22 protein-coding genes are annotated in these 23592 nt (G+C 63.6%); 21 read left to right on the forward strand and 1 reads right to left on the reverse strand.

Features of this window, described 5'->3' with window-relative positions; translation table 11 throughout:
- The first annotated feature begins 188 nt into the window (after positions 1-188).
- The 7 genes from ACILRC_RS13125 to ACILRC_RS13155 are packed head-to-tail and all read left to right on the forward strand — an operon-like array spanning position 189 to position 7857.
- Positions 189-1049 (forward strand): HlyC/CorC family transporter, encoded by an 861-nt coding sequence (locus tag ACILRC_RS13125; RefSeq protein WP_395669856.1) that lies wholly within the window; start codon positions 189-191, stop codon positions 1047-1049.
- Positions 1050-1075: 26 nt separating this feature from the next.
- A complete protein-coding gene (lnt, locus tag ACILRC_RS13130; RefSeq protein WP_395669857.1) occupies positions 1076-2572 on the forward strand; it encodes an apolipoprotein N-acyltransferase in 1497 nt (498 codons plus the stop codon).
- A 52-nt stretch (positions 2573-2624) separates the two neighbouring features.
- Positions 2625-3530 (forward strand): glycine--tRNA ligase subunit alpha, encoded by a 906-nt coding sequence (gene glyQ, locus ACILRC_RS13135; RefSeq protein ID WP_395669824.1) that lies wholly within the window; start codon positions 2625-2627, stop codon positions 3528-3530.
- A 53-nt stretch (positions 3531-3583) separates the two neighbouring features.
- Positions 3584-5698, forward strand: coding sequence for a glycine--tRNA ligase subunit beta (gene glyS / locus ACILRC_RS13140; protein WP_395669825.1), 2115 nt, complete (start codon positions 3584-3586; stop codon positions 5696-5698).
- A 14-nt stretch (positions 5699-5712) separates the two neighbouring features.
- Positions 5713-6261: a D-glycero-beta-D-manno-heptose 1,7-bisphosphate 7-phosphatase gene (gmhB, locus tag ACILRC_RS13145; protein ID WP_395669826.1), complete on the forward strand. Its 549-nt coding sequence runs from the start codon at positions 5713-5715 to the stop codon at positions 6259-6261.
- Between the two features lie 11 nt (positions 6262-6272).
- Positions 6273-7010 (forward strand): lysophospholipid acyltransferase family protein, encoded by a 738-nt coding sequence (locus tag ACILRC_RS13150; protein WP_395669858.1) that lies wholly within the window; start codon positions 6273-6275, stop codon positions 7008-7010.
- A gap of 16 nt (positions 7011-7026) precedes the next feature.
- Complete coding sequence (locus tag ACILRC_RS13155; RefSeq protein ID WP_395669827.1) at positions 7027-7857, forward strand: M48 family metallopeptidase; 831 nt, start codon at positions 7027-7029, stop codon at positions 7855-7857.
- 37 nt (positions 7858-7894) lie between these two features.
- Here ACILRC_RS13155 and ACILRC_RS13160 read toward each other — a convergent pair whose 3' ends face one another.
- Complete coding sequence (locus ACILRC_RS13160; protein WP_395669828.1) at positions 7895-8593, reverse strand: glutathione S-transferase N-terminal domain-containing protein; 699 nt, start codon at positions 8591-8593, stop codon at positions 7895-7897.
- A 139-nt stretch (positions 8594-8732) separates the two neighbouring features.
- Here ACILRC_RS13160 and ACILRC_RS13165 point away from each other — a divergent pair, with 139 nt between their 5' ends.
- The 14 genes from ACILRC_RS13165 to ACILRC_RS13230 all read left to right on the forward strand — a co-directional run bounded on the left by ACILRC_RS13165 (position 8733) and on the right by ACILRC_RS13230 (position 23518).
- Positions 8733-9203: a MerR family DNA-binding transcriptional regulator gene (locus ACILRC_RS13165; RefSeq protein ID WP_395669829.1), complete on the forward strand. Its 471-nt coding sequence runs from the start codon at positions 8733-8735 to the stop codon at positions 9201-9203.
- A gap of 49 nt (positions 9204-9252) precedes the next feature.
- On the forward strand, positions 9253-10497 hold the full coding sequence (locus ACILRC_RS13170) for an isovaleryl-CoA dehydrogenase (protein WP_395669830.1): 1245 nt from the start codon (positions 9253-9255) through the stop codon (positions 10495-10497).
- Positions 10494-11168, forward strand: coding sequence for a carbonate dehydratase (can, locus tag ACILRC_RS13175; RefSeq protein ID WP_395669831.1), 675 nt, complete (start codon positions 10494-10496; stop codon positions 11166-11168). The genes ACILRC_RS13170 and can overlap by 4 nt, the downstream gene beginning before the upstream one ends.
- A 55-nt stretch (positions 11169-11223) precedes the next feature.
- The gene (locus ACILRC_RS13180) at positions 11224-12417 is read left to right on the forward strand and encodes an acetyl-CoA C-acyltransferase (RefSeq protein ID WP_395669832.1); all 1194 of its coding nucleotides are present in this window, start codon (positions 11224-11226) and stop codon (positions 12415-12417) included.
- Between the two features lie 21 nt (positions 12418-12438).
- Complete coding sequence (locus ACILRC_RS13185) at positions 12439-13569, forward strand: acyl-CoA dehydrogenase family protein (RefSeq protein ID WP_395669833.1); 1131 nt, start codon at positions 12439-12441, stop codon at positions 13567-13569.
- A 98-nt stretch (positions 13570-13667) separates the two neighbouring features.
- A complete protein-coding gene (locus ACILRC_RS13190; protein WP_395669834.1) occupies positions 13668-14600 on the forward strand; it encodes an MBL fold metallo-hydrolase in 933 nt (310 codons plus the stop codon).
- 25 nt (positions 14601-14625) lie between these two features.
- On the forward strand, positions 14626-15024 hold the full coding sequence (locus ACILRC_RS13195) for a rhodanese-like domain-containing protein (RefSeq protein WP_395669835.1): 399 nt from the start codon (positions 14626-14628) through the stop codon (positions 15022-15024).
- A gap of 44 nt (positions 15025-15068) precedes the next feature.
- Complete coding sequence (locus ACILRC_RS13200; RefSeq protein WP_395669836.1) at positions 15069-16706, forward strand: carboxyl transferase domain-containing protein; 1638 nt, start codon at positions 15069-15071, stop codon at positions 16704-16706.
- 14 nt (positions 16707-16720) lie between these two features.
- A complete protein-coding gene (locus tag ACILRC_RS13205; RefSeq protein ID WP_395669837.1) occupies positions 16721-18748 on the forward strand; it encodes a biotin carboxylase N-terminal domain-containing protein in 2028 nt (675 codons plus the stop codon).
- A gap of 9 nt (positions 18749-18757) precedes the next feature.
- The gene (locus ACILRC_RS13210) at positions 18758-19678 is read left to right on the forward strand and encodes a 2-hydroxyacid dehydrogenase (protein ID WP_395669838.1); all 921 of its coding nucleotides are present in this window, start codon (positions 18758-18760) and stop codon (positions 19676-19678) included.
- 23 nt (positions 19679-19701) lie between these two features.
- Positions 19702-20610, forward strand: a complete 909-nt coding sequence (locus tag ACILRC_RS13215) for a hydroxymethylglutaryl-CoA lyase (RefSeq protein WP_395669839.1) — start codon at positions 19702-19704, stop codon at positions 20608-20610.
- Between the two features lies 1 nt (position 20611).
- On the forward strand, positions 20612-20914 hold the full coding sequence (locus ACILRC_RS13220) for a DUF1289 domain-containing protein (protein ID WP_395669840.1): 303 nt from the start codon (positions 20612-20614) through the stop codon (positions 20912-20914).
- Complete coding sequence (locus ACILRC_RS13225) at positions 20911-21510, forward strand: 2-hydroxychromene-2-carboxylate isomerase (RefSeq protein ID WP_395669841.1); 600 nt, start codon at positions 20911-20913, stop codon at positions 21508-21510. Before ACILRC_RS13220 ends, ACILRC_RS13225 begins: the two co-directional genes overlap by 4 nt.
- A 244-nt stretch (positions 21511-21754) precedes the next feature.
- The gene (locus tag ACILRC_RS13230) at positions 21755-23518 is read left to right on the forward strand and encodes an MFS transporter (RefSeq protein WP_395669842.1); all 1764 of its coding nucleotides are present in this window, start codon (positions 21755-21757) and stop codon (positions 23516-23518) included.
- The last annotated feature ends 74 nt before the right edge of the window (positions 23519-23592 follow it).

Below are 23592 nucleotides of genomic sequence, written 5' to 3' on the forward strand. Positions count from 1 at the left end.
CTCCTTCCCATCCCGAACAGGACAGTGAAACGCTTCTGCGCCAATGATAGTGCGGATCCCCGTGTGAAAGTAGGTCATCGTCAGGCTATTACAGCCAAAACGCCCCATCGCTCGATGGGGCGTTTTTTTGTTTGTAAATCCGCTATCCTTCGCCTATTGAAACAACGGGCGGTGTGCCCATCCCCTTCGTGTCAGATCCACATACTATGCGCCATGCAGACAGAGAGGACAAGCGCTCTTTTCTGCAAAGACTCGCTGAATTTATTCATCCTGGACCCGATTCAACTGATGAGCTGATCGATACGCTGGTCGAGGCGCAAGAGAACAAAATTATCGGACTGGACTCACGCATGATGCTGGAGGGCGTCATTCGCATGGCGGACATGACCGCTGGAGACGTGATGGTTCCCGCGACCAGGATGGATGTGCTGGATATCAAGAGCTCGGCCGACGACCTCATGCACCAAGTAATCGACACCGCCCATTCACGATTCCCAGTGGTAGAAGGTGATCGCGAGAACATCATTGGCATTTTGATGGCCAAGGACTTGTTGAAGCTACAACGTGCGCCAGAGCTCAACATTCGCGCGCTGCTGCGTCCTGCGGTGTTTGTCCCAGAGTCCAAAGGGCTAAACGATCTTTTGCGAGACTTTAGGGGTAACAGAAACCATCTTGCGATCGTGATCGACGAGTTCGGACGCGTGGCTGGTCTCATCACAATTGAGGATGTGCTGGAGCAAATCGTCGGCGAAATCGAGGATGAGTTTGACATTGCTGAGGACGAAGGGGACATCTTTGGCTTGGCCGATAGGACCTACCGCGTGAGCGGCGATACGCCCATTGAGCGGGTGGCTGCGGCCTTCTCAGTCGAACTGCACGCGAGCGACGACGCACAATCCTTTGAGACCATCGGTGGCCTCATTGCCCACGAGATGGGCCACGTCCCCAAGCGTGGGGAGCGTCACCAGATTGGCGGCCTGGAGTTTGTGGTGCTGCATACCAAGGGCGGCGCGGTGCGTTGGTTCAAGGTTTCCCCGACCGCGCTTTGACCGCAGCAGTTTGGACTTTGTTGGTGATGCTTGCTGGCTTGTCCGGCGCAGCGAGCCTGGCTTGGCCATTCGCATACCTTCTCCCTCATGGACAACCTAGTTGGTGGCTGCAGATCATTGGGATGGTTGTGCTATGCAGCGCATTGCTGAGGGCGCAAAGTGCCAAGACTGCATTTGGAGTGACCTATTGCTTCGCGGTGTTTTGGTTGGTTGGGACCTTTTGGTGGCTTTTCGTCGCGATGCACCAGTACGGCGGCTTGCATCCGGGCTTAGCAGCTTTTGCCACCCTGTTGTTGGCAGCCGCATTGGCCCTGTACTACGGTGCCGCTGCCCTTGCTTACCACTACTTCAGGCCACGTAGAGCCTGGGCATCCGCCGTTCTCTTTGGTTTCTTGTGGACTGCGGCAGAGCTGGCGCGCGGCACGTGGTTGACTGGCTTCGGCTGGGGTGCCGTAGGGTATGCGCACACCAGTGGCCCTTTTAGCTGGGTGGCTCCATGGATGGGCATGTACGGCGTCGGCCTCATCGCAGCGCTGGTGGCGATGGGCATCGCACAACGTCCGACTTTCAGCCGCAGCCAGCTCGCTTTGTGCGCAGCGATTGGACTTGCGGCCGTTTGGCAACCTACGGCCGAGCACACCCAAGCAGCCGGCCGCATCCAGGTCGCATTGCTACAGGGCAACATACCGCAGAACGAAAAGTTCGAAACAGACACTGGTGTTGCAACTGCATTGCGGTGGTACGCGCAAAACAGTTCCGGCATCAAGGCTGACCTCCTCGTGTGGCCAGAAACCGCCATACCCTTGCTGCCGCAAGACCTCCCACCAGGTTATTTGGACGATTTGCGCGGGCAACTCACTGGGGGCGGTGCGGCTTTGCTGACTGGCATCCCACTGGGCGCCTACGACCAGGGTTACACCAACTCGGTGGTGGGCATTCGACCGGCTAGCGAGGCTGTATGGCGCTACGACAAGCACCACCTGGTGCCCTTCGGGGAGTTCATCCCGCCGCTGTTTAAGTGGTTTACCCGCATGATGAACATCCCCTTGGGGGATTTCAACCGCGGCACGCTTGACCAGACCTCCTTCGAATGGAAGGGGCAACGCCTGGCAGCACACATCTGCTACGAAGACCTTTTCGGCGAAGAGCTGGGCGTGCGTTTTCGCGAGGTCGATCACGCCCCAACGGTGTTTGTGAATTTCAGCAACATCGGATGGTTTGGAGATACGGTAGCCATCGATCAGCACCTGCAGATTGCGCGGATGCGATCGCTGGAGCTGCAGCGCCCGTTTGTGCGTGCTACCAACACCGGGGCTACTGCCATCATCGACCACCGAGGCCATGTCACAGCGTCGCTGCCGCGGCTCACAAAGGGCGTGCTGGTGGGGGAGGTGCAAGGGCGGGTTGGTACCACGCCGTATGCATGGTGGGTGGCGCGTGCCGGCTTGTTGCCCTTCTGGGTCGCCATCGCTGCTGCCCTTGGTCTGGCGCTTCTTAACCGGCGCCGGGAGCGCCGACCCTGACCCCGTAAAATCGGGCCTTGTACACGCTGCGAGCGCCCGCGCGCGCCGACCCATGCTCACTTTTCAGCAAATCATTCTTCGTCTTCAGGACTACTGGGACCGCCAAGGTTGCGCATTGCTGCAGCCCTACGACATGGAAGTGGGCGCTGGAACCTCGCACACAGCCACTTTCTTGCGGGCCATAGGGCCAGAGCCATGGAAGGCAGCCTATGTGCAGCCCAGCCGACGCCCCAAGGACGGGCGCTATGGCGAAAACCCCAACCGACTGCAGCATTACTACCAATACCAAGTGGTGCTCAAGCCCGCTCCAAGCAACATCCTGGAGCTGTACCAAGGGTCGCTGGAAGCCTTGGGATTCGATCTCAAAAGGAACGACATTCGCTTTGTAGAAGACGACTGGGAAAACCCCACGCTGGGCGCCTGGGGTTTGGGCTGGGAGGTGTGGCTCAACGGCATGGAGGTCACGCAGTTCACCTATTTCCAGCAGGTGGGCGGCATCGATTGCAAGCCCGCCACCGGAGAGATTACCTACGGCCTGGAGCGTTTGGCCATGTACCTGCAAGGTGTCGACAACGTCTACAACCTTCGCTGGACCGACACCATGCTTTACGGTGACGTGTACAAGCAAAACGAAGTGGAGCAGTCCACCTACAACTTCGAGCACAGCGACGCCGAATTTTTGTTCACCGCATTTGCCGCTCACGAGCGCCAAGCCAAGCACCTTATTGGCGTGCAGTTGGCCTTGCCCGCGTACGAACAGGTGCTCAAGGCCGCGCACAGCTTTAACCTGCTCGACGCCCGAGGCGCCATCAGCGTGACCGAGCGTGCGGCCTACATTGGGCGCATCCGCAATCTGGCACGCGCCGTGGCCCAGAGCTACCTGGAGAGCCGCGAGCGCCTGGGTTTTCCCATGGCCCCGCGTGCATGGGTGGAGCAAATGGCTAAAAAAGCTGCGTAGCGCCCTTGGGTGCTGCGGTACGCACTGCGCGCGCCGCTTTAACGATTGAGACTATGAACAACTTGTTGGTTGAACTGTTTGTTGAAGAACTGCCCCCGAAGGTCCTGCGCAAGCTAGGAGAGTCTTTTGCCCAGGTGCTTGCGGATTCGCTCAAAACACAGGGCCTCGCCGCGCCCGACACCGTCGTCACCGATTTCGCCTCACCGCGCCGTCTGGGTGTGCACCTCACAGGGGTGCGTGATCAAGCCGCCAGCCGCGCGGTTTCGGTCAAGCTGATGCCGGTGGCCGTGGGCCTGGATGCAGTCGGAGCCCCCACACCGGCCTTGATCAAGAAGCTCGCTGCACTTGGCGTCGACGCCAGCGCCGTGCCACAACTCAAGCGCGCTATGGATGGCAAAGCGCAGGCGCTGTTCTTCGAAAACACCCTCGCCGGTGCCACCCTGGCCGAAGGATTGCAAAAGGCGTTGGCCGAGGCCATCGTCAAGCTGCCCATCCCCAAAGTGATGACCTACCAATTGGAAAGCGATTGCGACTTGCCGGGTTGGAGCAGCGTGAGTTTTGTGCGCCCCGCGCACGGGCTGGTGGCGCTTTATGGTTCTCAGGTGGTGCCGGTGCAGGCGCTCGGCCTGCGCTCGGGCAACACCACCCACGGACACCGCTTCGAGGCCAAAACATCACCCATCACGATTTCGCATGCAGACCACTATGCAGACGCGTTGCGGGAGCAGGGCGCGGTGATCGCCAGCTTTTCTGAGCGCCGCGCCGACATCGCGCGGCAACTGCAAGCGGCAGCAGACCGCATCGGCCACGGCGTGCGTCCGATTGACGATGAGGCCCTGCTCGAAGAAGTTACCGCGCTGGTGGAGCGCCCCAACGTGCTGGTCTGCACCTTTGAGCCGCAGTACTTGCAGGTGCCGCAGGAGTGCCTGATCCTGACCATGAAGGCCAATCAGAAATACTTTCCCTTGTTGGACGCCCAGAACAAGCTCACCAATCAGTTTTTGGTGGTCAGCAACGTCTCGCCCTCCGACAGCAGCGCGGTGGTCGGTGGCAACGAGCGGGTGGTGCGCCCCCGCTTGGCCGATGCCCAGTTCTTTTTTGACCAGGACCGCAAACGCACGCTGGAGTCTCGGCTGGAAGGCCTCAACAAGGTGGTTTACCACAACAAGCTTGGTAGCCAAGGCGAACGCAGCGAGCGGGTGGCCGCCATCGCCCAGGCCATCGGCATACAGCTTGGCGACAGCGCGCTGGCGCACCGCGCCGCCACGGCCGCGCGCCTGGCCAAGGCCGACTTGCTGACCGACATGGTGGGCGAGTTCCCCGAACTGCAGGGCACCATGGGCGGCTACTACGCCCGCCATGATGGCTTGGGCGACGACATCGCGCTGGCCATTGAGGACCACTACAAGCCCCGCTTTGCTGGTGACAGCTTGCCCCGCAACAGCACAGCCGTGGTTGTGGCCTTGGCCGACAAGTTGGAAACCCTGGTAGGCATGTTCGGTATCGGCAACCTGCCCACCGGCGACAAAGACCCGTTCGCCCTGCGTCGCCATGCTTTGGGCGTGGTGCGGATGCTGGTTGAACTGCAGCTGCCACTGGAGCTGGGCCAGCTTCTCGCCTGTGCCATGCCGGTCTTTGGCGAAAAGATTGTCGACGCCTCCGAGGCCTTGACCGAATTCATCTACGACCGCCTCAGCGGCTCCCTGCGCGAGCAAAGTTACAGCGCGCAAGAGGTGGACGCCGTACTGGCGTTGCGCCCGCCCCGCCTAGGCGACGTGGCCAAGCGGCTTGTTGCAGTGCGGGCCTTTGCCCGCTTGCCAGAGAGCGCTGCTCTCGCCGCCGCCAACAAGCGCATTGGCAATATTCTCAAGAAAACCGAAGCGGTTGATGCCCACGTCAGCGAGGTGCTGCTGCAAGAGGTCGCCGAGAAGGCGTTGTACGCCACCATGCAAACCGTCTTGCCGCAGGCTCACGTCCAATGGCAGAGAGGAGACTACTCCGACTCGTTGCAGACGCTAGCCGCCTTGCGCGACCCGGTCGATGCGTTCTTTGCCGATGTGATGGTCAACGCCGATGCCACCGATCTGCGGCTCAACCGCTTGGGCCTGTTGCACAGCCTGCACCTCGCTATGAACCGCGTGGCCGATCTGTCCAAACTGGCGACCTAAGGCGCGCACCTGCCATGAAACTCTGCATCCTCGACCGCGACGGCACCATCAACGAAGACAGCGCCGAGTTCGTCAAGTCGCCAAGCGAGTGGCAACCTTTGCCCGGCGCGCTCGAAGCGATTGCCAAACTCAACCACGCGGGCTGGCATGTGGTGGTGGCCACCAACCAGTCGGGCTTGGGTCGGGGTCTGTTTGATGTGGCGTCGCTGAACGCGATGCATGCCAAGATGCACACCATGCTGGCCACAGTCGGCGGCCGTGTCGACGCGGTGTTTTTCTGCCCCCACGCGCCGGAAGACGGCTGCAACTGCCGCAAACCAGCGCCGGGCTTGTTCGAGCAGATTGCAGAACGCTACGGCCTGGACCTCAGCGGCATGCCCACGGCCGGTGACTCGGTCCGCGATCTGGTGGCCGGTGCAGCGGTAGGCTGCAAGACGCATCTGATTTTGACTGGCAAAGCTGGAATCTACCGGCACCGCGCGCTGCCCGAGGATCTGCCGGCAAACACGCAGGTACACCACAACCTGATGGATTTCGCTAACCACTTGGTGATTGCGGCATGAAGACGCTGCCCATGGTTTTTCTTCGCTCGCTGCTCCACATGCTGTGGATGCTGGTGACCGTGGTGCCCTGGGGCATCATCATGCTGGTGGCCTCGGCGCGGATCCGTGGCAAGCGCCTGTGGTGGATGGCGGTGCGCTGGCTGGGTTGGGCCGTTGGCGGTGCGCGGCTGATTCTGGGCATTCGCACCCGGGTGATCGGCTGGGAGAACCTGCCGCAGGGCGAGCACGACCCCGCAATTCTGTTGGTCAAGCACCAGTCCACCCTGGAGACTTTCTTGATGCCCACGCTGATGCCCCATCCACTGGCCTATGTCTTCAAGAAGGAGCTGCTGCTGGTGCCATTTTTTGGCTGGGCCATGGGGCGGCTGGACATGATCCACATCGACCGCAGCCAGCGCGCCAGCGCCTTCAACAAGGTCGTGGTGCAGGGCAAGGCCTTGTTGGCGCAAGGCATCTGGATCATCATGTTTCCAGAAGGTACCCGCATACCGCGTGGTCAAAAAGGCGTTTACAAAACCGGAGGCACCCGGCTGGCAGTTGAGACAGGCGCGCCAGTCATTCCGGTGGCGGTTACCTCGGCGCGCTGCTGGCCGCGCAAGGCGTTTATCAAGCGGCCGGGTGTGGTCGATGTGTCGATTGGCAAACCCATCCCCAGTGTCGGCCGCGAACCCGAAGAGCTGATGCGTGAAGTCGAACAGTGGATCGAGTCGGAAATGCGCCGGCTTGACCCCGAGGCCTACGCTGACTGACGCTTTGCGCGAAGCCATGCAACCGCTGCTGCGCTTCACCTTGGATTTGTTTGGCAACAGCCCGGTCGTGCAGCCGCCGGCGCCAACCGTGCAGTTTTCCCACAAGGAGGCCAACCGGCGGATTGCGCTCTCGGGTGCGGTGGTGGCCTACCGCTTTGTGCGCGCCCGCAGACGCACCATCGGTTTTGTGGTGGGGCCCGACGGCCTGACGGTGCGCGCGCCGCGCTGGACACCGGTGGCCGAGATGGAGGCAGCGCTGCAAGAGAAAAAAAGCTGGATCCTGCGCAAGCTGCAAGAAGCACAGGCCCGCAGCGAGCACCAAAGCGCACTGCGCACTGTGTGGGCTGATGGCATGGAGCTGCCATTCCTGGGGGCACCGCTGCGGGTTCGGGTGGTCTCCAGCCCGGTGTCGGCTGGCCTACGCGTCCGATTGGCGGCTCCAGCAGATCCCGGCGTGCCGGCTGAACTTGCTGTCGCTTTGCCTGAGGGCGCAACACCCGAGCAGTTGCGCGATGCGGTACAAGCGTGGTTCAAGGAGCAGGCCTACGCTCACTTGCGGCAACGGCTGGACCATTTTGCGCCGCTGTTACAGGTGCGGTGGCGCAGCCTGCGCCTGAGCAATGCGGCCACCCGTTGGGGTAGCGCCCGGGCCGACGGTGCCATTGCGCTGCATTGGCGTTTGCTGCACTTCCCGCACGTGGTCATCGATTACGTGGTGGCGCACGAGTTGAGCCACCTGCGCGTGATGAACCACAGCCCCGCCTTCTGGGCGACGGTTGCCACCGTGGTGCCCGACTACGCCAAGCTGCGGCGCCAACTTCGCGTCGACGCACTGCCCGCCTGGTAGGACTGAACACCTGCGCGTCCGCGCTATGGGATCATGCTTAGCGCACGGTCTTGGCGTCCTGGCCAAAGAGCACGCTTCTTGAATCGGCGTTCACTGTGGGTGCCACATTGATGGTTTGGGCCAGCTGGTACGCGCGCAGCACCGAAGGCCGCTGCGCAATGCGGTGGAACCACGCAGCCAGGTGCGGAAAGTCTTCCAAGCGCTGGCCTTGGCGCTCGTAGGGCACCACCCAGGGGTAGCAGGCCATGTCGGCAATGCCGTAGTCGCCCGCGATGTACTCCCTCCCGTCCGACAGGTGCTTGTTGAGCACGCCGTACAAGCGTGACGTTTCCTTTACGTAGCGCTCGATGGCGTAGGGCAGCTTCTCGGGCGCGTAAAGCGCAAAGTGGTGGTTTTGCCCGGCCATGGGCCCGAGGCCCCCCATTTGCCAGAACAGCCATTGCAGCGCCTGATTGCGGCCGCGCAAATCTTGCGCAATGTGCAGCCCGGTTTTGTCGGCGAGGTATAGCAGAATCGCGCCCGACTCGAACAATGCGATGGGTTCACCGCCGTCCGTGGGTGCGTTGTCGACGATCGCGGGAATCCGGTTGTTGGGCGCGATGCGCAGGAATTCGGGTTGGAACTGTTCGCCCTTGGAGATGTTCACCGGATGAATTCGGTAGGGCAAGCCGGCCTCTTCGAGAAACAGCGTCACCTTGTGGCCGTTCGGCGTGGTCCAGTAGTAGAGATCGATCATCGCAGTCCTCAAAAAGTTGGTGGCCCCCGGTTTGTACCCGATGCGCATGCAGGTCGACGCTGCGCCCGCGTTGGCATCGCCGAGTTATGGGCCATAATTGACGTTTACGTAAACGTCAATTGCAGATGCGCACCATCGGATGAGCACCACTTATTCCATCGGCGACCTGGCACGCGAGTTCGATCTCACCACCCGCGCCATCCGGTTCTACGAAGATCTGGGCCTGCTCCAGCCCGAGCGCCGGGGGCCAGCCGGACGCCAGCGGGTGTACAGCGGGCGCGATCGCACCCGCCTCAAACTCACCCTGCGGGCCAAGCGCCTGGGCTTGAGTCTGACTGAAGCCAAGGACATCATCGATATGTACGACAGCCCGCGCGACACCGGCGCGCAGCTGCAAAAGTTTCTGGATGTGCTGGCCGCCCACCGCGCGCAGATCGAGGAGCAAATGGCCGACCTGCAAGCCAACCTGGAAGAGATCAAGGTGCACCAGCGTGAAGCACGCACCTTGTTGGCAGGCGCTGCCAAGGCCCCAGCCAAAAGTCCAGCCAAAGCAACCAGGACGCAAACCGCTAGGACCCCATCTGCCATGACCAAGACCGGCAGGGCCTGACGTAAACAGGCCATTGCGACTTGCACAACCCATTCCTAAGGAGCACACCATGCGCATGCCAGGCCTGAACTTCCAACTCGGCGAGGACATCGATGCACTGCGCGAGGCGGTGTTCGAGTTCGCCCAGACCGAAATCGCGCCGCGCGCCGCTGCGATCGATCGCGACGACCAGTTCCCCATGGACCTGTGGCAAAAAATGGGCGCCCTGGGCGTGCTGGGCATCACCGTCGATGAGGCTTACGGTGGTGCCAACATGGGTTATCTGGCGCACATGGTGGCCATGGAAGAAATCTCCCGCGCGTCGGCCAGCGTCGGTTTGAGCTACGGCGCGCACAGCAACCTGTGCGTTAACCAGATCCGGCGCAACGGCAGCGCCGAGCAGCGCCATAAGTACCTGCCCAAGCTCATCAGCGGCGAACATGTGGGCGCCTTGGCCATGAGTGAGCCGGGCGCCGGCAGCGATGTCATGGGTATGCGGCTGCGGGCTGAAGACAAGGGCGGCTACTACCTGCTCAACGGCAGCAAGATGTGGATCACCAACGGCCCCGACGCCGACACCTTGGTGGTGTACGCCAAAACCGAATCCGCAGGCGACAGCGCCTCGCAGTCCGGTGCGACGGGCCCGGCCGCCGGCCACACCGCAGGCCGTGCGTCGGGCGGGCGCAGCATCACCGCGTTTCTGATCGAAAAAGGCATGCCTGGTTTTTCGATCGCACAAAAGCTCGACAAACTCGGCATGCGCGGCAGCCACACCGGCGAGCTGGTGTTCAAGAACGTGGAGGTGCCCACCACCCAGATTTTGGGCGGTGTGAACCAGGGCGCGAAGGTGCTGATGAGCGGGTTGGACTACGAGCGCGCTGTGCTCAGCGGCGGCCCGCTGGGCATCATGCAGGCGGTGATGGACAACGTGGTTCCCTACATCCACGACCGCAAGCAGTTTGGTCAAAGCATTGGCGAGTTCCAGCTCATCCAAGGCAAGGTGGCCGATATGTACACCGTGCTGCAAGCGGCGCGCGCGTTTGCCTACACGGTGGCAAAAAACCTGGACCTGCTGGGCGAGCAACATGTGCGCCAAGTGCGCAAGGACTGCGCCAGCGTGATCCTCTGGACCGCCGAAAAAGCCACCTGGATGGCCGGCGAGGGTGTGCAGATTTTTGGTGGCAACGGCTACATCAACGATTACCCGCTGGGCCGCCTCTGGCGCGACGCCAAGCTCTACGAAATTGGTGCCGGCACCAGCGAAATCCGCCGCATGCTCATCGGGCGCGAATTGTTTTCTGAAACCATGCAATGAAGTCTGACCTGCAATCCCTGTTTTCCAGCAACCGCGCGTGGGCCGCGGAGATGGAACGCCAGCGCCCCGGTTTCTTCACCGGGCTGGCCAACCAGCAGCGCCCCAAGTACATGTGGATCGGCTGCTCCGACAGCCGCGTGCCCGCTAACGAGATCATTGGCCTCGCGCCAGGCGAGATTTTTGTCCACCGCAATGTCGCCAATGTGGTGGTGCACTCCGACCTCAACGCCCTGTCCACCGTGCAGTTTGCGGTGGAGCGGCTCAAGGTGGCGCATGTCATGGTGGTGGGCCACTACGGTTGCTCGGGCGTGCAGGCGGCTTTGGAGGGCGTGCGCATCGGGCTGGCCGACAACTGGCTGCGCCACGTCCAAGACGTGCGCGACCGCCACCGCGGGGTGCTGGAGATGCTGCCCGAACACGCCCATGTCAACGCCCTGTGTGAGCTCAATGTGATCGAGCAGGTGGTCAACGTGGCCCAAAGCACCGTGCTGCAAGACGCTTGGGCGCGCGGCCAACAGGTCACCTTGCACGGCTGGGTGTACGGCGTGCACGACGGCCTGTTGCAAGATTTGCATATGACGGTGACCGGCACCGACGATCTGGATGCGCTGTACCGCGAGGCGGTATCGGGTGTGCGGCTGCTGCCGCGCCACAGCGCAGTTGCTGTCTAGGCCAACGCCAACGCCATTTTTGTGTTCTGCCCGCGCCAATTACAGGAGCCCCCGCATGTCTGAATCCGTCGTCATCGTCAGCGCCGCCCGCACCCCGATGGGAGGGTTCCAAGGCGACTTCGCTTCGCTGGCCGCCCACGATCTGGGAGGCGCTGCCATCCGCGCCGTGGTAGAGCGCGCCGCCAGCGGTTCGCGCTTCACTGCGGAACTGGTGACCGAGGTGCTGATGGGCAACTGCCTGATGGCAGGTCAGGGCCAGGCGCCCGCGCGCCAAGCGGCGCTCAAGGGTGGCCTGCCCCAAAGTGCCGGTGCAGTCACGCTCTCCAAGATGTGCGGCTCGGGCATGCGCGCGGCCATGTTCGCCCACGACATGCTCTTGGCGGGCAGCCATGACGTGCTGGTGGCTGGCGGCATGGAGAGCATGACCAACGCGCCACACCTGTTGCCCAAGGGTCGCAGTGGCATCCGCATCGGCCACGACCGGGTGCTGGACCACATGATGTTGGACGGCCTGGAAGACGCCTACGAACCCGGCCGCTCCATGGGCACCTTCGGCGAGGACTGCGCCGCCAAATACAGCTTCACCCGCGCCAGCCAAGACGCCTTTGCCACCGAAAGCGTGCAGCGCGCGCAAACAGCCATCGCCTCGGGTGCGTTCAACGCGGAGATCACACCGGTCACCGTGACCACCCGGGCCGGCACGCTCGCCATCCGCACCGACGAAGGCCCGGGCAAGATCCGGCTCGACAAAATTCCCACGCTCAAGCCCGCCTTCCAAAAGGACGGCACCATCACCGCCGCGTCGAGCAGCTCTATCAACGACGGCGCCGCCGCCCTGGTGCTGATGCGCAGCAGCACCGCAGCCGACCTAGGTTGCCAGCCGCTGGCGCGCATCGTCGCCCACGCCACCCACGCGCAAGCGCCCAACTGGTTTGCCACCGCGCCGGTGGGTGCGGTGCACAAGCTGCTGGCCAAGGCCGGCTGGGCCGCCACCGACGTGGATTTGTGGGAAGTCAACGAAGCCTTTGCGGTGGTGCCCATGGCGCTGATGGCCGAGCTGCAGTTGCCGCACGAACGGGTCAACGTCAACGGCGGTGCTTGCGCGCTGGGCCACCCGATTGGCGCCTCCGGCGCGCGCATCCTGGTCACGTTGGTCCATGCACTCAAGGCGCGCGGTTTGAAGAAAGGCGTGGCCACCTTGTGCATTGGCGGTGGCGAGGCCACGGCAGTGGCCATCGAGTTGCTGTAACCCAGTTTGGCAGGACCCCACATGCTGCTCACCCCCGACCAAGAAATGATCCGCGAGGCGGTGCGCGCTTTCGCGCAAGAGCAGCTCTGGCCGCAGGCCGCGCGTTGGGACAAGGAGCACACCTTTCCGCGCGAAGCCCTGCAGGGCCTCGCCGCTTTGGGCGCCTACGGCGTGTGTGTGCCCGAAGAGTTGGGTGGCGCCGGGCTGGACTACACCTCGCTGGCCTTGGTGCTGGAGGAAGTCGCCGCGGGCGATGGCGGCACCAGCACGATTCTGAGCGTGACCAACTGCCCGGTGAACGCCATCTTGCTGCGCTACGGCAGTGCCGACCAAAAGCGCCAGTGGTTGGAGCCGCTGGCGCAAGGACGCATGCTGGGCGCGTTCTGCCTGACCGAGCCGCATGTGGGCTCCGACGCATCGGGCCTGCGCACCACCGCCACGCGCGCGGGCGACAGCTATGTGCTGCAGGGCGTCAAGCAGTTCATCACCAGCGGCAAGAACGGCGATGTCGCCATCGTGGTCGCAGTCACCGACAAGGCCGCTGGCAAGCGCGGCATCAGCGCGTTCTTGGTGCCCACCAACACGCCGGGCTACCAAGTGGCGCGCCTGGAGGACAAGCTGGGCCAGCACTCCAGCGACACCGCGCAAATCAACTTCGACAACTGCCGCATACCCGTTGAAAACCGCATTGGCAAAGAAGGCGAAGGCTATGCAATCGCCCTCGGCGGCCTGGAAGGCGGGCGCATCGGCATCGCCGCGCAAAGCGTGGGTATGGCGCGCAGCGCCTTCGAGGTGGCGCTGGCTTACGCCAAAGACCGGCACAGCTTTGGCCAGCCCATTTTCAACCACCAAGCGGTGGGCTTCAGGCTGGCGGACTGCGCCACCCAAATCGAAGCCGCGCGGCAACTGATCTTCCACGCCGCAGCGCTGCGCGATGCGGGCCGCCCTTGCCTGAAGGAAGCTGCCATGGCCAAGCTCTTCGCCAGCGAAATGGCCGAGCGCGTGTGCAGCGCGGCCTTGCAGACCCTGGGTGGCTACGGCTACGTGGGCGACTTTCCGGTGGAGCGCATCTACCGCGACGTGCGGGTGTGCCAAATTTACGAGGGCACCTCGGACGTGCAAAAAATCATCATCCAGCGCGCGCTGGCCTGATGCAGCAGCCAGCTTTGCGAGCGCACATGCCAACGCACACGCCAATCCCCGCAGCGCCCCAGGTGGCTCCCCACGTTCCACTCCACTCGACGCCTCACATGGCAGAGTCCAGCAACGCACTGCCTGCGGGCGTGGCGGTGCTGGAGCGCGGCTGGCTGTCTTCCAACTGCATCGTGTTGGTGGGCGCAGACCATGCGGCCGTGGTCGACAGCGGCTACGGCCTGCATGCGCCGCACACCCTGGCGCTGGTGGCCGCAGCACTGCAGGGGCGCGCCCCCGACCTGCTGGTCAACACCCATTTGCACAGCGACCATTGCGGCGGCAACGCCGCCTTGCAAGCCGCGTACCCGGCGCTGCAAACCCTGATCCCGCCGGGGCTGGCCTCTGAAGTTGCGCGCTGGGACGAGGACGCCTTGGGCTATAGCACCACCGGCCAGACCTGCCCGCAGTTTCGGTTCGACGCCACCTTGTGGCCTGGGTCCGAGCTGCGCCTGGGCATGCACACCTGGCAGGTCCATGCCGCGCCGGGTCACGACCCGCACTCCGTCGTCTTGTTCGAGCCCGCCAGCCGCACCCTGATTTCGGCAGACGCGCTGTGGGAGCGCGGCTTTGGCGTGGTGTTTCCCGAGCTCGATGGCATTGCTGCCTTCGACGAGGTGGCGCAGACCTTGGACCTGATCGAGGCGCTGCAACCCGCGCTGGTGCTGCCCGGCCACGGCGCGCCGTTTTCGCGGGGCATTGCCGAGGCGATTGCTTACGCCCGCAAGCGGCTCGATGGCTTCGCCGCCAGCCCGTCCAAGCACCGCCAGTACGCAGCCAAGGTGCTGCTCAAATTCAAGCTGCTGGAAGCGCAGCGCATGCAGCGGGACGCGCTGACCGACTGGGCCAGTCGCACGCCCTACCTGCGATCGGTGCTGGCCCAGGAGTACCCTGCGCTCACTGTGCACGACCAGGTCGCGCGGGTGATCGACGACCTGCTGCGCTCGGGCGCAGCCAGCGTGGACGGCAACTGGGTCGCCAATGCCGGATAAGCCCCCACTTTTTTGAAAGTCCCCTATGCCCATCACCCGATCCGCCAGCAGCCTCGTAGCGCAAGCCATGGCCGAGGTCACCACCTACACCGTCGCGCAGGTGCAGGCCCGGCTCAAGGACCCCAAGGTGCAGATCGTGGACATCCGTGATGTGCGCGAGCTCAAAGGCGGCACCGTGGTGGGCGCTTACCACGCGCCGCGCTGCATGCTGGAGTTCTGGGTCGATCCCGAGTCGCCCTACTTCAAGCCAGTGTTTGCCAGCGAGACCACCGAGTTCATCCTCTATTGCGGCGCCGGTTGGCGCAGCGCCTTGGCCGCCAAAACCCTGCAAGACATGGGCATGCGCAACGTCGCGCACATCGACGGCGGCTACACCGAGTGGGTCAAGCAAGGTGCACCTACCGAGACGCGCAGCCAGAGCTGAGCCCACCCAAGCACCACGCGCCCGACCCATCCACCGGAGACACCATGCCCGCGCTAGACACCCAACTCAACGCCCGCAGTGCCGACTTTCTGGCCAACGCCGCCGCCATGCGCGCGTGGGTGGCAGACCTGCAGGCGCGCATGGCGCAGAGCGCTTTGGGCGGCGGCGAGGCCGCACGTGCCAAGCACACGGCGCGGGGCAAGCTGCTGCCGCGCGAGCGTGTGTCCATGCTGCTGGACCCCGGCACCCCGTTTCTGGAACTCTCGCCCCTGGCAGCACTGGGCATGTACCCCGACCGCGACGGCTCCGACAGCGCGCCCTGCGCGGGGGTCATCGCTGGTATCGGCCGCGTCAGTGGGGTCGATTGCATGGTGGTGTGCAACGACGCCACCGTCAAAGGCGGCACCTACTACCCGCTCACTGTCAAAAAGCATTTGCGTGCCCAGGAAGTGGCAGCGCAAAACCACCTGCCTTGCATCTACTTGGTCGATTCGGGCGGTGCGAACCTGCCCAACCAGGACGAGGTGTTTCCCGACCGCGACCACTTCGGGCGCATCTTCTTCAACCAAGCCAACATGAGCGCGCGAGGCATTGCGCAGATCGCGGTGGTGATGGGCAGCTGCACCGCTGGCGGCGCCTACGTACCGGCCATGAGCGACGAAACCATCATCGTCAAAAACCAGGGCACCATTTTTCTGGGCGGCCCACCGCTGGTGAAAGCCGCCACCGGCGAGGTAGTCAGCGCCGAAGATCTGGGCGGTGGCGATGTGCACACGCGCCTCTCGGGCGTGGCCGACCACCTGGCCCACGACGATGTGCATGCGCTCGCCTTGGCGCGCGAGGCCGTGGCCCGGCTTAACACCAGCAAGGCAGTGCCCGTGCGTACCCAAGCGCCCCGGCCGCCGCGCTTTCCCGCAGAAGATCTGTATGGCGTGATTCCGGTGGACACCCGCAAGCCCTTTGATGTGCGCGAAATCATGGCCCGCATCGTCGATGGCTCGGAGTTGCACGAGTTCAAACCGCGCTATGGCGCCACGCTGGTGTGTGGCTTTGCCCACATCGAGGGCATGCCGGTGGGCATCATCGCCAACAACGGCATTTTGTTTTCCGAGTCAGCGCTCAAGGGCGCGCACTTCATCGAGCTGTGCTGCCAGCGCAAGATCCCGCTGGTGTTCTTGCAAAACATCACCGGCTTCATGGTGGGTCGCAAGTACGAGAACGAAGGCATCGCCCGCAACGGCGCCAAGATGGTCACCGCGGTGGCCACCGCGGCGGTACCCAAGTTCACCGTCATCATCGGCGGCAGCTTTGGGGCTGGCAACTACGGCATGTGCGGGCGCGCCTTCGGTCCGCGCTTTTTGTGGATGTGGCCCAACGCGCGCATCAGCGTCATGGGCGGCGAGCAGGCGGCCAGCGTGCTGGCCACCGTCAAGCGCGATGGACTCGAGGCCAAGAGCGGCGTGACCGGCGAAGCGGCCTGGAGCATGGAAGAGGAGGAAGCTTTCAAAGCCCCCATCCGCCGCCAGTACGAGGTGCAAGGCCACCCCTACTACGCCACCGCGCGTTTGTGGGACGACGGCATCATCGACCCTGCCGACACCCGCCGGGTGCTGGCGCTGGGCCTGAGCGCCGCATTGAATGCACCTATCCCTGACACGAAGTTCGGCGTCTTCCGGATGTAAGCGAGGCAGCACACATGTTCACCAAAATTCTGATTGCCAACCGTGGCGAAATCGCCTGCCGCGTGGCCGCCACGGCGCAACGCCTGGCCATCCAGACGGTGGCGGTGTACTCGGACGCCGACGCGCATGCCAAGCACGTGGCAGCGTGTGACGACGCGGTCCACATTGGTGGCAGCGCGCCCAAAGAAAGTTACCTGCGCTGGGAAGCCATCATTGCTGCAGCCCAGGCCACCGGCGCGCAGGCGATCCACCCGGGCTACGGTTTTTTGAGCGAAAACCAGGCTTTTGCCCAGGCCTGTGCCGACGCCGGTTTGGTGTTCATCGGCCCGCCGCCATCGGCGATTGCGGCCATGGGCTTGAAGGCCGAATCCAAGCGATTGATGGCGCAGGCCGGTGTGCCCTTGGTGCCCGGCTACCACGGTACCGAACAGGATGCGGTCCATCTGCAGCGCGAGGCAGATCGCATCGGCTATCCCGTGCTGATCAAGGCCAGCGCCGGTGGTGGCGGCAAAGGCATGCGTGTGGTGGAGCGCGCCCACGACTTTGCCGACGCACTGGCGAGTTGCCAACGCGAGGCCACCAGCAGTTTTGGCAACAGCGCGGTGCTGATCGAAAAATACGTGCAACGCCCGCGCCACATCGAAATCCAGGTGTTCGGCGACACGCATGGCAACTATGTGCACCTGTTTGAGCGCGACTGCTCGGTGCAACGCCGCCACCAAAAAGTGTTGGAAGAGGCGCCTGCCCCCGGCATGACGCCGCAGATGCGCGAACAGATGGGTGCCGCCGCAGTCGCCGCCGCACGCGCGGTGCAGTACGTGGGCGCGGGCACGGTGGAGTTCATCGTGGAACAGCGCGCCGACGGCAGCATGGACTTCTTCTTTATGGAGATGAACACCCGGCTGCAGGTGGAGCATCCGGTGACCGAGGCGATCACCGGGCTTGACCTGGTCGAATGGCAGTTGCGCGTGGCCGCAGGGGAGCCGCTGCCGCTGGCGCAAGACGCGCTGGCCATCTGTGGCCACGCCATCGAGGCCCGCATTTGCGCAGAAGCGCCCGATAACAACTTTCTGCCTGCCACCGGCACGCTGCAGGTGTTTGCATTGCCAGAGCACGCCCGCTTCGCGCGTGCAAGTCAAGCAGTGCGGGTGGACTCGGGCGTGCGCCAGGGCGACACCATCAGCCCGTTTTACGACTCCATGGTGGCCAAGCTCATCGTGCACGGTGCCACCCGCGCCGAGGCGTTGGCGCGGCTGGATGCAGCGCTGGCGGCCACCCACATCGTGGGCCTGGCCACCAACGTGCAGTTCTTGCGCCATGTTGTTGCCAGCCCGTCGTTTGCCCAGGCACAGTTGGACACCGCGCTGATCCCGCGCGAGGCGGCGAGGCTGTTCAACCAAGAGACCGTGGGCCTGCCCCTGGCCGCTGCTGCCTTGGTGGCCAGCACCTTGGTCGCCGAGCAAGACGCTGCTGCTGTGCCCGATGCCACCGGCTGGATCGACCCCTGGGCCCAGCGCGACGGTTGGCGGGTGCAGGGTGCTGGGGCGCGCAGCTTCGCGCTGCGTTTTCAGGGCGAGCCGTATACCGCCGTGTTAACACGCAGCCGCGCCGGCGGATTGCACTTGGAGGTACAGGGTGCTGTCGCCGCCTTGCACTTTCAGCGCACGGCCAGCGGTGGGCTCGATGTCATGGTCGGCGCACAGCGCGCCCTGGCCCAGGTGTACCGCCAAGGCGAGGTGCACCAGGTGTTCACCGCCCAGGGTGCCACCGAGATTGCAGCGGTCGACCTGCTGGCACACGCTGGTGGCACGCACACCGAGGCTGGTCGCTTGACCGCGCCCATGCCGGGCAGGGTGGTGTCGTTTGCGGTGCGCCCTGGCGACGTGGTGGCTAAGGGTCAAGCGCTGGCGGTGATGGAGGCGATGAAGATGGAGCACACCATCGCCGCCCCTGCCGACGGCACGGTGGCCGAGCTGCTGTTTGCCCCCGGCGACCAGGTTGCCGAAGGCGCGGAACTGCTGCGCTTGGTGCGCCCCGAATGAGTTGCAAGCATGCGCATTAGTTTTTGCTGCACCGACACCAGCGCTACCGAGTGGCTCGACGGCCTGCGCGCCGCACTGCCCCAAGCCGAGGTGTCGCTGTGGCACAGCGGCGCGCCCTTGGCCGATTACGCGGTGGTGTGGGCCCCACCCCAGACTTTTTTCGACGAGCAAACCCAGCTCAAGGCGGTTTTTAACACCGGAGCCGGAGTGGACGCGCTGCTGCGCTTGCGCCTGCCGCCGGACTTGCGCATCGTCCGACTTGATGATGCCGGTATGGCGCAGCAAATGGCCGAGTACGTGTGCCACGCGCTCCTTCGCTACACCCGTGGTTTTGCCCGCTACGCGCAGCAGGCAGCGCACGCGCAGTGGAAGCAACACGACGCGCTGACCGCTGCGCACTGCCCAGTGGGCATCTTGGGGCTGGGCGTGCTGGGCGAGCAGGTGGCGCGGGCGGTGGCGGCCCTGGGGTTCCCGGTGAATGGCTGGAGCCGAAGCCCCAAGCACCTGCCCGGCGTGCAGCGATTTTGTGGCGCCCAGGAGTTGCCCGCGTTCCTGGCCGCTAGCCGGGTCCTGGTGTGCCTCCTGCCCCTCACGCCCGACACACGCGACTTGCTCAACGGCGCGCGGCTTGCGTTGCTGCAGCCCGGCGGCTACCTGATTAACGTGGCGCGAGGAGCGCATGTGGTGGACGAGGATTTGCTGGCCTTGCTGGAGAGTGGCCATCTTGCCGGCGCCACGCTGGATGTGTTTCGCACCGAGCCGCTGCCCAGCGCGCATCCATTTTGGACGCACCCCCACATCACCGTCACCCCGCACATTTCAGCCCGCACCTTGGTGGCCGAAAGCATCGCCCAGATCGCTGGCAAAATCATCGCGGTAGAGCAGGGCCAGCCGGTGCGCGGCGAAGTGGACCTGCGGCGCGGCTACTGACCACCAACCATCCGAAGGAAACCATGGCATTGCCCACACGCGTCAAACTGGTGGAAGTCGGTCCGCGCGACGGATTGCAAAACGAAAAGCAACCCGTGGGCGCTGCCACCAAGATTGAGCTGGTACACCGTTTGCAAGCTGCGGGCCTGACCGAGATCGAAGTCACCAGTTTTGTGTCGCCCAAGTGGGTGCCGCAAATGGCCGACAACGCCGAGGTGATGGCCGGCATCACCCGCAAACCCGGTGTGCGTTACGCGGTGCTCACCCCCAACATGCAGGGCTACCTGGCAGCAGCGGCCACCCGGCCCGACGAGATCGTGGTGTTTGCCTCCGCCAGCGAAGCCTTCAGCCAAAAGAACATCAACTGTTCCATTGCCCAGAGCATCGAGCGCTTTCGTCCGGTGGTGCAAGCTGCCCAAGCCCAAGGTATTGCGGTGCGCAGCGCCATTTCCTGTGCGGTGGGTTGCCCTTATGAAGGCGAGGTTGCGCCTGAGCGGGTGGAGTTGGTGGCCCGGCTGATGCGTGAGATCGGCGTGGAATACGTGGGCGTGGCCGACACCATCGGCGTGGGCACGCCACTGAAGGTGCAGCGCGCCATGGAAGCAGCGCTCAAGCATTACGACATCGGTGCGGTGGCCGGCCACTTCCACGATACCTACGGCCAGGCGCTGGCCAACACCTTGCGTTGCCTGGAGATGGGCATCTGGCAGTTCGACACCTCCGTGGCCGGGCTGGGCGGCTGCCCCTATGCCAAGGGCGCCACCGGCAATGTGGCCACCGAAGACGTGGTGTATTTGTTGCACGGCATGGGCATCGAGACGGGCATCGACCTCGACAGGCTGGTGGACGCAGGCCAATTTATCAGCGACGCACTGGGGCGCAAACCCCAATCACGCGCGGCCAACGCGCTGTTGGCCAAGCGGGAGCGCTGAGGTGCCGGGTGCCGCCTTCACCCCGCCGCCTGAGGGTGAGCGTTGCGATACCGACGCGCTGCCGGCCGCTGGCATTGCACCTGCGCCAGCCTGGCTGTTGGCGCGTGCCCGCGAGGCGCGCTTAGGCGCGGGCGCAGTGCCATCTCCCTGCATTTCGGTGTGCCGAATGGACCCCAAGACCACTTTGTGCGAGGGCTGCTACCGCACGATGGACGAGATCTGCCAGTGGGCCCAAGCCACTGACACCGATAAGCGGCAGGTGTGGGCCCGCATTGCGCAGCGCGCAGCCCCGGAGGCGGTGTGAAGCAGATCACTTTTTTCCTGGACTTCATTTCGCCTTACGCGTACCTCGCGTTTGAAACATTGCCCAAGGCTTTGCTGGGTGTGAGTTACACGGTCAGCTACCAGCCGGTGTTGTTCGCCGGTTTGCTCAAGCACCATGGCCAACTGGGACCGGCCGAGATTCCAGCCAAACGCGACTGGATGCACCGGCAGGTGCGCTGGTTGGCGCAGCGTGACGGCATTCCCTTGCAATTCCCCGCGCAGCACCCGTTCAACCCACTGGGCCTGCTGCGCCTGGCCGTGGCCAGCGACCCTGCGGGCCTGCCCAACCGCTATGTGTGCGAAACCCTGTTTCGCCATGTGTGGGTGGGCGGCGCCGACGCGGCCAGCGAGGAGCGGCTGCACCTGCTCACCGAGTTGCTTGCACCCGCGCGCGATCCACGCAGCGCGGAAGTGAAGGCGCAGCTGCAAGCCCACGGCGCCGCGGCCATCGCGCAGGGCGTATTCGGCGTGCCCACTTTCGTGGTGGACGGCCAGGTGTTTTGGGGCCAAGACGCGCTGCCCATGCTGCGCAGCTACATAGAAGGCGACGCAGTGCAAGTCGCGTCGCGTCCTTAAAAAAAGTTTGCTGACAAGCGGGCGCGCAGACAGCGGCCACCCCGGCACATTGGGGCTAGTTCAGGCCCGATTTTTCACATCCAGAAAGCGCAGCCAAGGGTTACTACCCAAGCCGTAAGCCAGCGTTCAGCCAGACGTAAGTTTGTGCAAGGAACGAGTCAGAGTGCAGTCAGTCCCTCCAGTGATAGTCCACGCCAAACACCGGGTTCGGTGTTTGTTGGACTAATTTTTTGGAGACACAACTATGGCAACAGCAGCAGCGCCACGGCCGATGTCGGCGGAAGAGAAGAAAGTTATCTTCGCTTCCTCGCTCGGTACCGTGTTTGAGTGGTACGACTTCTACCTGTACGGTTCTTTGGCAGCCATCATTGCCAAGCAGTTCTTCAGCGGTCTGGACGAAGGCTCAGCCTTCATCTTCGCGCTGTTGGCGTTTGCAGCCGGCTTCATCGTGCGTCCTTTTGGCGCGCTGGTGTTTGGCCGTTTGGGCGACATGATCGGGCGCAAGTACACCTTCTTGGTGACCATCCTGATCATGGGCTTGTCCACCTTCATCGTGGGTATCTTGCCCAACTACGCTGCCATTGGCGTGGCCGCACCCGTGATCCTGATCGTGCTGCGCCTGCTGCAAGGTCTGGCACTCGGTGGTGAATACGGTGGTGCTGCAACCTATGTGGCCGAGCACGCGCCGCAAGGCAAGCGCGGCGCCTACACCGCCTGGATTCAAACCACCGCGACGCTGGGACTGTTCCTGTCCTTGATGGTGATTTTGGGTACCCGCACTTTGATCGGCGAAGAGGCCTTTGCCGACTGGGGCTGGCGCGTGCCGTTCCTGGTGTCTATCTTGCTGTTGGGCGTGTCGGTGTACATCCGCCTGAGCATGAACGAGTCGCCCGCTTTTGCCAAGATGAAGGCCGAGGGCAAGACCTCCAAGGCACCCTTGTCCGAGTCTTTCGGTCAGTGGAAAAACCTCAAGATCGTGATTCTGGCCCTCATCGGTTTGACCGCAGGCCAGGCCGTGGTGTGGTACTCCGGCCAGTTCTACGCGCTGTTCTTCCTGACCCAGGCGCTCAAGGTCGACGGCCCCACCGCCAACATCATGGTGGCCATCTCGCTGATCATCGGTACGCCCTTCTTCATCGTGTTTGGTGCACTGTCGGACAAGATCGGCCGCAAGCCCATCATCTTGGCCGGCTGCCTGTTGGCCGCGTTGACCTACTTCCCCGTGTTTGAGGCGCTGACCAAGGCGGCCAACCCCGACCTGCACGCCGCCCAACAAGCCGCCAAAGTGACGGTGACTGCGGACCCAGGCGAGTGCTCGTTCCAGTTCAACCCCACAGGCACCAAGAAGTTCACCTCGTCGTGCGACATTGCCAAGCAACGTCTGGCTGGCGCCTCGGTGTCCTATGAAAACATCGCAGCTCCCGCTGGTACGCCTGCAGTGATCAAGGTCGGCGAGACCGTGGTCAACGTCAAGTACAGCCCGGAAGAAATCGCCGCAGCCAAGGCCAAGGCCGAAGCCAAGGTGGCTGAGCTGTCTGCTGCCAGCCCGGTGGACGAGAAGGCTGTGGCCGCTGCCAAGAAGACAGTGGCTGATCTGGCCAACGAAAAGACCGCCTCGGCGACCTTGCTGGGTTCCAACCTGGGTGCTGCACTCAAGGCAGCGGGCTACCCCGCCAAGGCCGACATGGCCAAGTTTGACAAGGTGATGGTTGTCGTGATCCTGTCTTACCTGGTGCTGCTGGTGACCATGGTGTACGGCCCCATTGCCGCCATGCTGGTGGAAATGTTCCCCACCCGCATCCGGTACACCTCGATGAGCTTGCCCTACCACATCGGCAACGGCTGGTTCGGCGGCCTGCTGCCCACCACGGCGTTCGCCATCGTGGCGCAGACCGGCAATATGTACAACGGCCTGTGGTACCCCATCATCATCGCGGGTGCTACCGTGGTGATCGGCGGCTTGTTCATCCGCGAAACCAAAGACGTGGACATTTACGCCAACGACTGATGGTTGCGCTAGAGGTATGAGTGAATGCCCCGGCCACTGGGTCGGGGCAGTTTTCAGGCTCTCCGTGTGGGGGC

The organism is Rhodoferax sp. (assembly GCF_044236835.1).
GTDB lineage: Bacteria > Pseudomonadota > Gammaproteobacteria > Burkholderiales > Burkholderiaceae_C > Allorhodoferax.